This window comes from Streptococcus lishijunsis (assembly GCF_047290665.1).
In the GTDB taxonomy this organism is placed as follows: domain Bacteria; phylum Bacillota; class Bacilli; order Lactobacillales; family Streptococcaceae; genus Streptococcus.
In genome coordinates this window covers 181,568-194,635 of sequence record NZ_JBLBUC010000002.1, presented here as the reverse complement: position 1 = coordinate 194,635, position 13,068 = coordinate 181,568, and the positions used below count along the sequence as shown (strand labels likewise).

13 protein-coding genes are annotated in these 13,068 nt (G+C 41.7%); 1 reads left to right on the top strand and 12 read right to left on the bottom strand.

Annotation, left to right across the window (positions count from 1 at the left end; all coding sequences use genetic code 11):
• The 7 genes from ACLN19_RS02270 to ACLN19_RS02240 form a co-directional block, all read right to left on the bottom strand.
• On the bottom strand, nt 1-4,165 hold a 4,165-nt coding region (locus ACLN19_RS02270), incomplete at its 3' end, for a Rib/alpha-like domain-containing protein (protein WP_413382841.1).
• Between the two features lie 226 nt (nt 4,166-4,391).
• Nucleotides 4,392-4,655 (bottom strand): DUF3165 family protein, encoded by a 264-nt coding sequence (locus tag ACLN19_RS02265; protein WP_413382839.1) that lies wholly within the window; start codon nt 4,653-4,655, stop codon nt 4,392-4,394.
• A 25-nt stretch (nt 4,656-4,680) separates the two neighbouring features.
• Nucleotides 4,681-6,528 (bottom strand): translational GTPase TypA, encoded by a 1,848-nt coding sequence (typA, locus tag ACLN19_RS02260; protein ID WP_413382837.1) that lies wholly within the window; start codon nt 6,526-6,528, stop codon nt 4,681-4,683.
• Nucleotides 6,529-6,659: 131 nt separating this feature from the next.
• On the bottom strand, nt 6,660-7,055 hold the full coding sequence (locus ACLN19_RS02255) for a rhodanese-like domain-containing protein (RefSeq protein WP_413382835.1): 396 nt from the start codon (nt 7,053-7,055) through the stop codon (nt 6,660-6,662).
• 9 nt (nt 7,056-7,064) lie between these two features.
• A complete protein-coding gene (locus ACLN19_RS02250; RefSeq protein ID WP_413382833.1) occupies nt 7,065-8,036 on the bottom strand; it encodes an ROK family glucokinase in 972 nt (323 codons plus the stop codon).
• On the bottom strand, nt 8,011-8,235 hold the full coding sequence (locus tag ACLN19_RS02245; protein WP_413382831.1) for a YqgQ family protein: 225 nt from the start codon (nt 8,233-8,235) through the stop codon (nt 8,011-8,013). Before ACLN19_RS02245 ends, ACLN19_RS02250 begins: the two co-directional genes overlap by 26 nt.
• Before the next feature lie 110 nt (nt 8,236-8,345).
• Complete coding sequence (locus ACLN19_RS02240) at nt 8,346-8,879, bottom strand: Dps family protein (protein ID WP_413382829.1); 534 nt, start codon at nt 8,877-8,879, stop codon at nt 8,346-8,348.
• Nucleotides 8,880-9,038: 159 nt separating this feature from the next.
• On the opposite strand from ACLN19_RS02240, the gene ACLN19_RS02235 reads away from it, so the two are divergent.
• A complete protein-coding gene (locus ACLN19_RS02235; protein WP_413382827.1) occupies nt 9,039-9,698 on the top strand; it encodes a prepilin peptidase in 660 nt (219 codons plus the stop codon).
• Here ACLN19_RS02235 and nth read toward each other — a convergent pair.
• The 5 genes from nth to ACLN19_RS02210 form a co-directional block, all read right to left on the bottom strand.
• A complete protein-coding gene (nth, locus tag ACLN19_RS02230) occupies nt 9,690-10,322 on the bottom strand; it encodes an endonuclease III (protein WP_413382825.1) in 633 nt (210 codons plus the stop codon). The two genes, ACLN19_RS02235 and nth, sit on opposite strands and share 9 nt — an antisense overlap.
• Nucleotides 10,323-10,445: 123 nt before the next feature.
• Nucleotides 10,446-10,994 carry a ribosome hibernation-promoting factor, HPF/YfiA family gene (gene hpf, locus ACLN19_RS02225; RefSeq protein ID WP_413382823.1) on the bottom strand — a complete coding sequence of 183 codons (549 nt, stop codon included), beginning with the start codon at nt 10,992-10,994 and terminating at the stop codon, nt 10,446-10,448.
• 75 nt (nt 10,995-11,069) lie between these two features.
• Nucleotides 11,070-11,231, bottom strand: a complete 162-nt coding sequence (locus ACLN19_RS02220; protein WP_413382821.1) for a ComF family protein — start codon at nt 11,229-11,231, stop codon at nt 11,070-11,072.
• Nucleotides 11,231-11,731 carry a ComF family protein gene (locus ACLN19_RS02215; protein ID WP_413382819.1) on the bottom strand — a complete coding sequence of 167 codons (501 nt, stop codon included), beginning with the start codon at nt 11,729-11,731 and terminating at the stop codon, nt 11,231-11,233. Before ACLN19_RS02215 ends, ACLN19_RS02220 begins: the two co-directional genes overlap by 1 nt.
• Complete coding sequence (locus tag ACLN19_RS02210; protein ID WP_413382817.1) at nt 11,731-13,029, bottom strand: ATP-dependent helicase ComFA; 1,299 nt, start codon at nt 13,027-13,029, stop codon at nt 11,731-11,733. Before ACLN19_RS02210 ends, ACLN19_RS02215 begins: the two co-directional genes overlap by 1 nt.
• Nucleotides 13,030-13,068: the final 39 nt, after the last annotated feature.

The window sequence follows — 13,068 nt, the reverse complement described above, 5'->3', positions numbered from 1 at the left end:
CAGTTTCAACAGTCACATCTTGGCCTGTTGGTGTGTTCTTATCTGCATCTGTGCGGCTATCAACCACCTTAACGGTCACTGGCACTTCGTCCTTACTGCCGTCTGGGTAAGTCACGACTACTGTACCTTCTTTGTCGCCTGTACTTGTGGTGTCAACTGGACTCTTCCACTCGTACTTAGTACCTTCTGGAAGGTCGGATTTGTTGGCGATAGCATCTTCAGCCTTAGGTGTTTCACCAGTTTCAACAGTCACATCTTGGCCTGTCGGAGTATTCTTCTCTGCATCGGTTCGGCTATCAACGACTTTAACCGTTACTGGCACTTCGTCTGTGCTGCCGTCTGGGTAAGTGACAACTACTGTACCTTCTTTGTCGCCTGTACCTGTGGTGTCAACTGGAGTCTTCCATTCGTACTTAGTGCCTTCTGGAAGTTCAGACTTGTTGGCGATAGCGTCCTCAGCCTTAGGTGTTTCACCAGTTTCAACAGTCACATCTTGGCCTGTTGGCGTGTTCTTTTCTGCGTCTGTTCGGCTATCAACGACTTTAACCGTTACTGGCACTTCGTCTGTGCTGCCGTCTGGGTAAGTGACAACTACTGTACCTTCTTTGTCGCCTGTACCTGTGGTGTCAACTGGAGTCTTCCATTCGTACTTAGTACCTTCTGGAAGATCAGACTTGTTAGCGATAGCGTCTTCAGCTTTAGGCTCTTGATTCAACTCAGTGGTCACATCTTGGCCTGTTGGGATGTTCTTATCCGCATCTGTACGACTATCAACAACTTTAACCGTTACTGGTACTTCATCTGTGCTGCCGTCTGGGTAAGTCACGACTACTGTACCTTCTTTGTCGCCTGTACCTGTTGTGTCAACTGGAGTCTTCCATTCGTACTTAGTGCCTTCTGGAAGATCAGACTTGTTAGCGATCGCGTCCTCAGCCTTAGGTGTTTCACCAGTTTCAACAGTCACGTCTTGACCTGTTGGGGTGTTCTTATCCGCATCTGTACGGCTATCAACCACCTTAACGGTCACTGGTACTTCATCTGTGCTTCCGTCTGGGTAAGTCACAACTACTGTACCTTCTTTGTCGCCTTCAGATGCTGTATCAACTGGAGTCTTCCATTCGTACTTGGTGCCTTCTGGAAGGTCTGACTTGTTAGCGATAGCGTCCTCGGCTTTAGGCTCTTGATTCAACTCAGTGGTCACATCTTGGCCTATTGGCGTATTTTTCTCTGCGTCTGTACGGTTGTCAACGACCTTAACCGTCACAGTTACTTCGTCTGTGCTGCCGTCTGGGTAAGTCACAACTACAGGAACTGGGTAATCTCCTGCTGCTGAACCATCTGGCAATGTAGCACCGTCTTTAAGAGCGTAGCTTGTGCCTTCTGGAGCATTTACAGCATTGCCGTCAGCATCCTTGAAGGTAATCGCATCAAACACTTCTTTATCAGTAGTTGATTGCCCATACTCTTTTTCAAGTGTTGCATCTTGAGCAGCGTAGATGTCTGTTGCCTCTTGAGTTACTGTAACAGTAGCAAAAGTATAGTCTTTTGTACCATCTGAATAAGTCACTTCAACAGGAACAACATAGCTACCTTTACCAACTAAAGCATCACCTTTGACAACAACAGCACCTGTCGCAGAGTCAATCGTCACATTAGCTGGATCAACAACTGTTGCTCCTTGAGGAATAGTATTTTTCACATCCTCTGGTAGATTTGCTTCCGTTGTCGTTGTAAAGCTGGTGCCTTCTGGCATAGTCGTATCAGCTCCAGCGCTATCTTTGAAGGTCGGAAGGATAGGATCTGTATCTTTACCGATATTACCTTCAACAGTTGGATAAGCTGCTTGATAAGAATCTGTCATCGGCACATTGGCAGTGAAAGAATCCAAAGCAAGTGCGTTATTTAGACTGCTAGTGCTCTCACCTTGCTCAAAGATAGCAACTGTAAAGGTTGTTGCCCCTGTGATGTCATCAGGAACTGTGAATTCAGCTGGTGTTGCTTCACCTTGGGTAGTAGATGTGATGGTTTGCGCATCCCCAATAGCCTTACCATCTCTAAACCATTGGACTTGGTATTCACGTGATGGCAATAAACCGCCAACAACAGAAGTCGCTTTGTCACCCTTAAAGGCAATCTTGTTGGTATTGTCATAGTTAGTGACATCGATCATTGGTTGAGGGGCAAGAAGCGCAAAGTTGATTGAGCCGATATTAGTCCCAGCTAGAACTGTCGGCATACCTGGAGCAGCATTGTTTACCAAAGATGTAAACATATTGGTTACAAATGGTGTATCTGTCCAGATGTTATAGTTATCAATCAGCGGTGCCACATACATGTAGTCAGTATTGATATGTCTGACACGTTGGTTGACACTACCATTCCAAACAAGGAGACTACGTGTCTTGTTGTCCTCGTCGTTGACGACCTTACCATACTCTTCGTCGGTGATTTTATTGTAGGTTTGAGCAATAGCGTTTTGACGGTAAGCACTAACACCATACAAACCTCTAAATGGAATATAGTAAGACCCATCGCTCTCAACTGTACCAACGACTGTCTCACCGATAGCTGAGCCTTTGCCATTAACTGCTTCATAGGCCGCAATCAACTCTGCTTGCGCTTTTTTGAAATCTTCGTTAGAATAGCCTTTATGCTCTGATTTCCACGTATCCAATTGACGTGTCAACTCGTCATTAAGGTAAGATGCTACGACTTTAGTCCCGACTGCCTTGACGTCATTTCCGTCGTTAATCCATTGGTTGGCAAGAGTACCAGCACCATCACCATTGTCGTACCAAACATAACCTTTGATCGCACCATACGCGCCTTGATTAGGCCAAATCCCATCGCTATTTTCTGGCACTTCACGGTCAGCTTCTGGTTTGGCTAGCCAATCTTCCTGCCAAGGTTTTTCTTGAAGGATGACTTGGGCATTGACGATACGGTTGATACCTGCTGTAAAGTCCCAAGACTCGTTTTTACGGTTAGTACGTGTATGGAAACCATAAATCATATCCCCGTTTTTAACGACACTGTATTTAGCAGGGTCTGGATTTTTAATCCATGTTCTGATGGCAAAGCTAGCGTCACCAGCTAGAGTAAACCATTGACCCTCTTTGCCTTCTTTACCATTGTCTGATTGTGACAAATCAATCGTAAAGGTACCATCAGCATTAGTCGTTGTGTAATAAACACGAGAGACATAACCTTTACCATTTACCCATTGAAGATACACATTGACCCCTGCAATCGGTGTATCAGTCGACTTTTGGCTATCAATACCAGTCGAGCCATTTGTATTGATAAAGGCTGTACCAGAATAACTCATTTTCTGACCTGCTATTCCTGGACTATAAACAGCATTTTTTTCAAGTTCATCTTGAAGGTCACTTGAGATTTCTGTGTCATTATCTGTAGAACTGGCCACACGAAAAACTTGATTGCTTGAAATAGTCGCCCCTTGATTTGGGAAGGCTTCTTGACGTCTGCGATTTTGCTCTCTAGCTTCCGCTAAGATAGAGTCAATCTCTTCTTTTGTAGTCGCAGTAGCTACACGGTTTTGATAATCACTCTTAGCTTGCGCAGTGAGTGCTGTATAGCTATCTAGCACTGTTGTAGCACTTGCTTTTTCAGCTTCAGCTACTGGTTGACTAGCCGTCTCAGCAGCCGCTTCAGATGCAATCTCTTCCTTAGCAGTACTTGTTTCAGAAGCTAGCTCTGATGTTGCCTCAGATGCCTTTGCAACTTCTGGAGTTAGCTCAGATGTTGCTTCAGAATTTGCCAAAGATTCTGAAATTTCACTGTTAGGTGTGCTTGAAGGACTCTCTGAGACTTCAGACACCTCAGATGTCGCGCTCGTTTCTGCCACTTCACTCACTTCGCTAGTAGCCGTTTCAGTAGAAGTCACTTCCGAACTTACTTCTGACACTGCTGTCTCAGAAGCTACTGCACTGGCTTCTGACGTTTGGTTTTCAGATAACGCTACTTCAGATTCTTTTGTTGTGTTCGTAGGACCCACTTGCTCTGTTGTTACAGGCTGTGCTTCTTCAGCTTTAGCTTGCGGTGCTGAAAAACCTACTATCACAGTCCCTAGTAAAACAGAAGCTGCTCCAAACGAATACTTACGAATCGAAAAGCGTTGCTTGTGTTTTCCCTTGTAAAACATAAACTCCTCCTCTATTAACCTTTTTCACTGTATCCATAGCTGACTATCTTCTAGCTAGCTACCAGATGAGTAAATAGTATAAAAGAAAGTTATTCTAATATTACTTTAATATAACAGATAACTTTCCTCAACCATATTATAGTACAATTGAGCTAAAAAGTCTAGATAAATGAGGTTATTTTATCTCTTTTTTATAAGCAAAAAATGTGAAAAGTCATTAGACTTTTCACATTTTAGAATGATTATGTTTCGCTTTGACTGGCATTTTAAGAAGGTCTCTGATTGCCCAAAAACCAAGCATTGTCATGACTAAGCTGATATAAAAGACCTTGGACATGCCCAAAAAAGCGACAATACCCGCTGCTATTAAAATGAGAATCACAATAGCTATACCCACCATTCCAATAGCTTCTAAGGTTTTTTTGACAGACCTTGGTGCCATAAAGAAATAATACAATAGCAACAGCAGTAAGATGATGAAGTAAAACATAGCCTACCTCTTCTAGCCACTTAGACTAGGCTTCTGCTGCGTTCTTTTTCTTTTTAGCCGCTTTAGCACGCGCATTTTTATCCAAAATTTGCTTACGTAAGCGGATAGACTCTGGGGTTACTTCCATATACTCGTCATCATTGAGGAATTCAAGTGATTCTTCTAGGGTCAAGATACGTGGCGTCTTGATGACAGCTGTTTGGTCTTTTGTCGCAGAACGCACGTTAGTCATTTGCTTAGCCTTTGTGATATTGACTGTCAAGTCATTCTCACGAGAATTCTCACCGATAATCATCCCTTCGTACACTTCAGTTCCTGGGTTGACAAAGATAGTACCACGCTCTTCGATAGACATGATCGAGTAAGTAGTTGCCTTACCAGTATCAATAGAAACCAAGGCTCCACGATGACGCCCGCCAATCTCAGCGTTAATCACAGGCATATACTGGTCAAAGGTATGGTTCATGATACCGTATCCACGTGTCATCGACAAGAACTCTGTTGGATACCCAATCAAACCACGTGCAGGTGCTAAGAAAATAAGACGTGTTTGCCCATTACCAGTAGATTGCATATCAAGCATCTCACCTTTACGCTCTGACAGGCTTTGAATAACAGCTCCTTGATACTCTTCTGGTGTATCAATTTGAACACGCTCAAAAGGTTCCATTTTAACACCATCAATTTCTTTGATGATAACTTCTGGACGTGATACCTGAAGCTCATAGCCTTCACGACGCATCGTCTCAATCAAGATTGACAAATGCAATTCCCCGCGTCCTGATACCGTCCATTTATCTGGAGAATCTGTCGCTTCAACACGCAAGGAGACATCCGTTTGAAGTTCTGCTAAAAGGCGCTCTTCAACCTTACGAGATGTGACAAATTTCCCTTCACGTCCTGCAAATGGTGAGTTATTGGCTAAAAATGTCATCTGAAGGGTCGGCTCATCAATACGAAGCACTGGAAGTGGCTCAACAGCATCTGTCGGTGTAATAGTCTCTCCAACGAAGATATCTTCCATACCAGATACTGCAATCAAATCACCAGCCTTAGCTTCGTCAATTTCTTTACGCTCAAGACCAAAGAAACCAAAGAGTTTCGTCACACGGAAGTTTTTTGTTGTACCGTCTAATTTAGAGAGGGTTACTTGGTCACCAACCTTGACGCTACCACGAAAGACACGTCCAATACCGATACGTCCCACAAAGTCATTGTAGTCTAGCAAGGATACTTGAAATTGTAGCGGTTGATCTGAATTATCCACAGGAGCTGGGATATGCTCAATAATCGTATCAAAAATTGGCGCCATAGTATGCTCTTGATCTGCTGGATTATCTGAAAGAGAAGACGTTCCATTGATAGCAGAAGCATAAACCACTGGGAACTCTAGCTGATCATCGTCTGCCCCAAGCTCGATGAATAACTCTAACACTTCATCTACCACTTCTTCAGGGCGCGCTGATGGTTTGTCAATTTTATTGACAACAACAATCGGTGTCAGATTTTGCTCAAGCGCTTTTTTCAACACAAAACGTGTCTGTGGCATTGTTCCTTCATAAGCATCCACAACCAAGACCACACCATCAACCATTTTCATGATACGCTCAACCTCACCACCAAAGTCCGCGTGTCCTGGGGTATCCATGATGTTGATACGTGTACCATTATAAGCAACAGCTGTATTTTTAGCTAAGATTGTAATCCCACGCTCTTTTTCTAAGTCATTTGAGTCCATCGCACGCTCTTGGAGTTCTTTACGCTCATCTAGTGTGTGTGATTGTTTTAGCAACTCGTCCACCAAGGTTGTTTTTCCGTGGTCAACGTGGGCAATGATTGCCACATTACGAATATCGTCTCTTAATTGTGTCATGATTTCCTCTGATATCTCTAAAAGTATTTAACTGTTGAATTATACCATATTTTTTCGTAAAAAACAGAGAACAAGCTAGTGTAAATGTTTTCAAAAAATGACTTCACCTCAAAAAAGGTAAGTAACAGCTGTTACTTACCGCTTTTTTCATTTTCTTTAACCTTACCATCCCAATAATTAAGACCATCCTTTAAAACATAAATAGGTTGATAGCCTTCTTTTTTCAGCATGATAATAACACGTGGCAATAGTGAACTTCTTGTGTTGTCGTAAAGAAGGACAGGCTTGTCTTTTCGAATGGCAGACAAAGTATGCTTTAGCTGACTAGCAGGGAGATTTCTCGCGCCTAAAATGTGCTTACGCTGAAAACTCGCTGGTTCACGAATGTCAATCAATTGACCATCATGTATTTTTGCTTCAAAGCTAGCATTATCAAGAAATGTGGCTGCTTTTTTCACACGTAAATAATTAAACAAGGTGTAAAACAGCACACAAAGCATAATAGCTACTAAAATCCAAATGACCATTATACTCTCCTAGTTACTCATAAATGTACTAGCTAGGCTAGCTGCTCCGATGATACCCGCATCATTACCTAATTGAGCGATTTTGACTTTTGTTGACTGGCGCACTTGTGGAAAAGCATACGTCAGAAAATGCTTCTCAACACGACTACGCAAAAATTCACCTGCTGCGGACACCCCGCCACCAATCACAATCGAGTCTGGATTTAAGATGTTTGAGATATTAGCTGTTGCTAAGCCTAGATACTCTGATACTTTATCAACAATCGTAAGGGCAAAACTATCACCTTCTTTAGCGGCATCAAAAATATCTTTACTTGTCACAGATTCACCATTATCAATGGCTGCTTTAATTTGTGAGCTTCCTTCATACTCCTCAGCCATACGACGTGCAACACGTACAACACCTGTCGCTGAGGCTACCGTCTCAAGACAGCCGATATTGCCACAAGTACACTCAAAACCAGTCTCAGGCTCAATGATGATATGTCCAATCTCACCGCCAGCACCAGCGACACCGTGGATAAGATTGCCATCTGCTACGACACCGCCACCAACACCAGTTCCTAAAGTGACAAAGACAACATCATCATTATTAGCACCTGCACCAACCCAACGCTCACCCAAAGTAGCAACGTTAGCGTCATTATCAATGGCAAAAGGAATACCCAATTCCGCTTCGATGACCGAACCAACTTCTTGCGTTTCTGCCCAGTTAAGATTAAAAGCCCCTGTCACTGTCTTACGTTCACGATCAACAGAGCCTGGCGAGCCCATACCGATACCGATAAAGTCATCCTTAGTCAATCCATACAAATCAAGTCGATGCTTTAGTGAGGCTACAATATCTGGAACGATATGCTTGCCATCTTCTAAGATATTAGTGTCAATAGCCCATTTTTCTTGAATGTTACCATCTTGGGTCAAAATCCCAAACTTAATCGTCGTACCTCCAAGATCAATGCCTAGAAGTTTTTGTGTCATGCGTTTTTTCCTCCTCTATACGATGTTCACGCCGTAAAATCAAGTCTGCTAGTAAATAATCATCTTTTGAAATCAAGTGATTATCATAAAGTTTTGACAACTCTATTTTCATCACTTCGATATCGTAAAGTCGCTTACCAACATACACATATATCCCAAAGCGTTTTAATAGTTGTTGCACATCATAAAGTGTTTTCATGTTGTCATTTTATCAAAAATAAGGCGAGGTTTCAATAGAAATCGTGCAATCGTTTGCATTTTCTTTTTTCAAACTAGCAAAAAATATCTGGGATTATCCCAGATATTGTCTTATTTATAAAGTCCTGGTGCCTGACCAAGCTCTGCACGTAGCATCCAAAGCGTCTTTTCAACATCGCCTTGTGCATCAGCAAAAAGACCATTACTAACATCGTCACCTTCTTCGTCCGTAACATCAAGTCCCACTTGATAAAGGTTTGATAGATAAGTGTAGACATCAGCCAAACGCTCAAGATTTTCAGTCATCGTCTTTTCAAATGACCCTGGTGTCTCAACAAGACCTGAATGCTCATCAAATTCTTTCAAAGTAGAGTAAGGAGCTCCACCAATCGTAATCAATCGCTCACTCATCTCATCTAAGGTATCATTTAAAGCATCCATTAGCTTATCCATTTTAGGATGAAGGTAGAAAAAGCCAGCGCCACGCATATACCAGTGTACTTGGTGAACGATAGAGTAAGCTTTTGAAATATCTGCAACAGCTTGGTTCAAAACAGCTTTTGTCTTAGCATTTTTTGAGACAGGTGCTGTGATTTTGTGGGTCAAAGAGGTGTAAATCGCTTCTTTGTCTAAAACTTGTGTCATTTTAATAGCCTCCTATAATACAATCCTAGCTCGGCATACTAGCTAGCCAAACCACTAAACACTCTAACAATAATTAGAATAATTATTATTTACAGTTACTATTATAGTCTTTTATCTCATAATTGCAAGAATTTGTACTCAAATTTCGAATAAAAAGGTATGATTGTTTTAATTTACTTTAGTTTGGGGGCATCTCTTGCTTCTTTTTTAGGAGTAGTGGTTGATCGTTTCCCTGAAAAATCCATCGTCCTTCCTGCTAGTCACTGTGATAACTGCCAGACAAAGCTTGGTATTAGTGAGCTCATTCCTATCCTCTCACAGCTCTATTATGCTAGTCGTTGTAAACACTGTGGCTCTAGCATTCCAAGGCGCTATCTCTTTTTAGAGCTTGTCTGTGGTCTGTTATTTGTCGGCTTATCCTACCAGTTGATTAGCCTACCTCTTCTGATTAGCCTTTTGATGAGCTTTACGCTGGCACTCTATGACTATGACCAACAAGAATACCCTATCATGGTCTGGCTCATCTTTACCCTATTACTATTGCCTTTTGCGCATGATTTAGGCATGTTTAGCGTAATTGGACTCTTTGGTATTTTAGCCCACATCTTCCCTTTAAAAATCGGCAGCGGTGACTTCTTCTATCTAGCCAGTCTTAGCCTTATTCTTGATAAAATGGGCATCTTATGGATTATCCAAATCGGCTCTTGGCTTGCCATTTGTTATCTCCTCACTCAAGGTCATCGCAGGCAGCCTATCGCCTTTGTCCCTTTCTTAACTCTGGGACTTGTCATCTTATTAAGCTTTCGTTTGCTATTTTAAATCACTAGGAAAATGATAAAGTTGCGGGTATTCGTGACAATCTGGGTTTTTAGGATGACAAATAGCCCGCCCAAAATAAATCATCGCTTGGTGCGCTGCTAACCATTCTTCTTTAGGAAGAACATCCATAACACGCTTTTCAATCTCAAGAGGGGTAGCTGATTGCTTACAAATCTGATGGTGCTTACAAATACGAGTCACATGAGTATCCACAGCAAAGGCTGGAATACCAAAGCCAACGCTCATAACAACATTGGCCGTTTTTCGCCCCACACCTGCTAGACTTTCTAACTCTGCCCTGGTCTGTGGCACTTGCCCATCAAAACGTTCTAGTAATTGAAGAGCACATTGATGCAAAAAGCGAGCTTTATTACGGTAAAGACCTATTTTAGAGATATAAGGCTCAATCTCTTTAGGACTAGCTTTGGCAAAAGCTTCTGGGTTAGGAAAACGCTCAAACAAGGCAGGAGTCACTTTGTTGACGGCTGCATCTGTCGTCTGAGCTGATAGCATAACAGCCACTAATAATTCAAAATGCGTTGTAAAATCAAGACTAGGCTTGGCATCTGGAAAGAGTTTGATAATTTCACGAATGACATAACGTGATTTGGCTTTCGATAGCATAGGACACTCCTTTAGTTTTTTTCATTATACCATGCTTTTGACTTATTCTCATTGAAAAGGCTTTAACTTTTGAGACCACAATAAAGAACCCTAACGGGTTCTTTATTGTCTTATCGGATAATCTTACTTGGCTTCAATAAGCCCTAATTCGCCATCTTCACGACGGTAAAGCACATTAGTTGTACCATCTTCTGCATCTGTATAGATAAAGAAATCATGACCAACCAAGTCCATTTGTAAAATGGCTTCTTCAACATCCATAGGCTTTAGGCTAACGTGCTTTGTACGGACAACTTTAGTCTCTGGTACTTCCTCAATAGCTTCTGCCTCAAACTCAGGTGTAAAGACTTGACTAGCTGCTGCTTTTTCACGATGTTTTTTTACAATCTTTGTTTTATTTTTACGAATCTGACGTTCAATCTTATCGACAACTAAGTCAATAGAGCCATACATATCTTGTGAGACATCTTCTGCACGCAAAACCACAGAGTCAAATAAAATCGTTACTTCCACTTTAGAAGACTTTTCACGATAAACTTTTAGATTAACACGGGCATCAAGCGTTTGAGCCGCATTAAAGTATTTTTCAATCTTAGCAAGCTTGCTCTCAACGTAAGTGCGAAGAGCTTCTGTCACTTCGATATTTTCACCGCGAATACTAAATTTAATCATAAAGTACCTCTTTCTTGCGTTCATAACGCTTTCTCTATTATTATTATAATCGCTTTCATGAAAATGTGCAAGTTTTTAACGTGCTAATGAGAAAGTTTTTATCATCTTAATGCCATTTTTGCGCAATACGGTAATAGCATCATATAATGTCGCTCCTGTCGTGTAGATATCATCTACCAAGAGAACCTTTTCAGGCAGTTGCTCATCTTTTTGGAGGTAAAAGGGATTGTCTCCCATCAAACGCTCTTTTTGCCTTTACTAGATTGCTTTTGACTATCGTGCTTACCAAGGAGCTCCTGATGGCGATAGCCACTGCCTTCTAATAAGGCTAATACTTGGTTAAATTGACGCTCTTCATAGCGCTTTTTCCCCAGTGGAATCGCAACGATAGTATAACCTTTATAGGCCTTTAAGGCTTGCTTAATTTCCTCTTGAAAAAGACTTGCTAAAAGGTAATCCCCTTGGAACTTAAAACGTGAAAAATAAGCTTTCATTTGGCTATTGTAGCGATATAAGGTCTTGTGGTTGACAAGGTATCCTTCTTTTTCCCAAGCTTTACAGTCACTACATACCCCTTGGTGATGGGCTTTAAAACACCTGGGACAATGTCTCTCATCAATCGCTTCAAATCCTGCTTTACACTCCTTACAGATACTTTGCTTTAAGGGTGTCAAAAAGAAAATATCAGAAAATCTTACTTGATTGTCATAATGAGTATTACAGAATAAACAATCCATTAAAAACCTCCTTTACGATTCATCTCCTTAATCTCTCTAATCGCTTTTTTGATAGCCTTAGTTTGTCCTTCATGAAAAAAGAGCAACTCACCCACAGGGCGCTCAAGACTCCTACCAACCCTTCCTGCTATTTGGACAAGAGCACTCTTACTATACAATCGGTGATGACTGTCTAAGACAAAAACATCGACACACGCAAAAGTCACGCCACGTTCTAAAATCGTCGTACTAACTAAGACAGTGATCTCACCTGAGCGAAATTTCTCAACGATCTCCAAGCGATCTTCCGTTTGGCTAGAGACAAATCCAATAGCCTCATTCGGAAAATAGCACCCAAGCAATTCAGCTAGTTGTTTTCCTTGAGCTATTGTTGGTAAGAAAAGGAGTAAGGGAAAGCCTGTCTGCCGTTGTTTTTTTATATAGGTCACTAAGCTTTTGGGGAGCCTGCCCTTTGACATCTTGTCTTGCAAGTTAGATAGCCAAAGAGGTCTTGGTACCACCAGAGGATTGGCATGAAAACGCCTTGCCAAGTGATGCACTTCAAGTTCTCCTTTTTTAACTTTTTCTTCCAATCTATCTGTCGAAGTCGCTGTCAGATAGATACTCACACCACTCTCTTTTAGAGCTTCTTTTGCGGCGTGATAAAGCGCTTTATTATCCACGAAAGGAAAGGCATCTACCTCATCAATAATCACCAAATCAAAAGCCTGATAAAAAGTCATCAACTGATGAGTCGTCGCAACAACCAAGGGAGAGCGTTTGTAAGGATCAGACTCTCCATGTAGTAAGCTAATATCGCAAGAAAAGTCACGTCTTAGGCGTCGATAAAGTTCTAAGCACACATCTATTCTAGGGCTTGCTATACACACTGCTCCGCCCTCATTTACCACACGCGCTACTGTCTCATAAATCATCTCAGTCTTACCAGCTCCTGTCACAGCATGAACCAATAAGTTCTTTTTCTGACTTAAGCCTTCTAAAAGAGCTTGTGAGACTTCTTTTTGAAATGGCGTTAGCGTCCCTTTCCACACTAAGCAATCCGTCTTAGAAAAGGGCTGTTGCTTAAAGCGATAGAGTTTATCTGAGCTAGTCAAGCGCCCAAAAACCAGGCACTCTCTACAGTAAGCATTTCCTGTCGGCAATTGCCACATAACTGAAATCTGCTGGCCACAACGCTTACAGAGCATCCCTTTTTTAGTCTTATCAAAAGCAGATACCTCATCTGCATGCTTCAAATACTCCTTAGGAATACGCTCTAAAACCAACTGCCGTCCGTAAAAATCTTCTAATCTTGTCATATCTATTTATTCGCAAGCTTTTCCAAAAGCGTCATTTTT

Coding starts and splice junctions, on each gene's coding strand:
- ACLN19_RS02265 (WP_413382839.1), bottom strand. CDS start 4,655: ATGTTTTACTTCATCATCTTACTGCTGTTGCTATTGTATTATTTCTTT.
- nth (WP_413382825.1), bottom strand. CDS start 10,322: ATGCTATCGAAAGCCAAATCACGTTATGTCATTCGTGAAATTATCAAA.
- ACLN19_RS02245 (WP_413382831.1), bottom strand. CDS start 8,235: ATGAAAACACTTTATGATGTGCAACAACTATTAAAACGCTTTGGGATA.
- ACLN19_RS02250 (WP_413382833.1), bottom strand. CDS start 8,036: ATGACACAAAAACTTCTAGGCATTGATCTTGGAGGTACGACGATTAAG.
- ACLN19_RS02210 (WP_413382817.1), bottom strand. CDS start 13,029: ATGACAAGATTAGAAGATTTTTACGGACGGCAGTTGGTTTTAGAGCGT.
- ACLN19_RS02215 (WP_413382819.1), bottom strand. CDS start 11,731: ATGGATTGTTTATTCTGTAATACTCATTATGACAATCAAGTAAGATTT.
- ACLN19_RS02235 (WP_413382827.1), top strand. CDS start 9,039: ATGATTGTTTTAATTTACTTTAGTTTGGGGGCATCTCTTGCTTCTTTT.
- ACLN19_RS02255 (WP_413382835.1), bottom strand. CDS start 7,055: ATGGTCATTTGGATTTTAGTAGCTATTATGCTTTGTGTGCTGTTTTAC.
- typA (WP_413382837.1), bottom strand. CDS start 6,528: ATGACACAATTAAGAGACGATATTCGTAATGTGGCAATCATTGCCCAC.
- ACLN19_RS02240 (WP_413382829.1), bottom strand. CDS start 8,879: ATGACACAAGTTTTAGACAAAGAAGCGATTTACACCTCTTTGACCCAC.
- hpf (WP_413382823.1), bottom strand. CDS start 10,994: ATGATTAAATTTAGTATTCGCGGTGAAAATATCGAAGTGACAGAAGCT.
- ACLN19_RS02220 (WP_413382821.1), bottom strand. CDS start 11,231: ATGGGAGACAATCCCTTTTACCTCCAAAAAGATGAGCAACTGCCTGAA.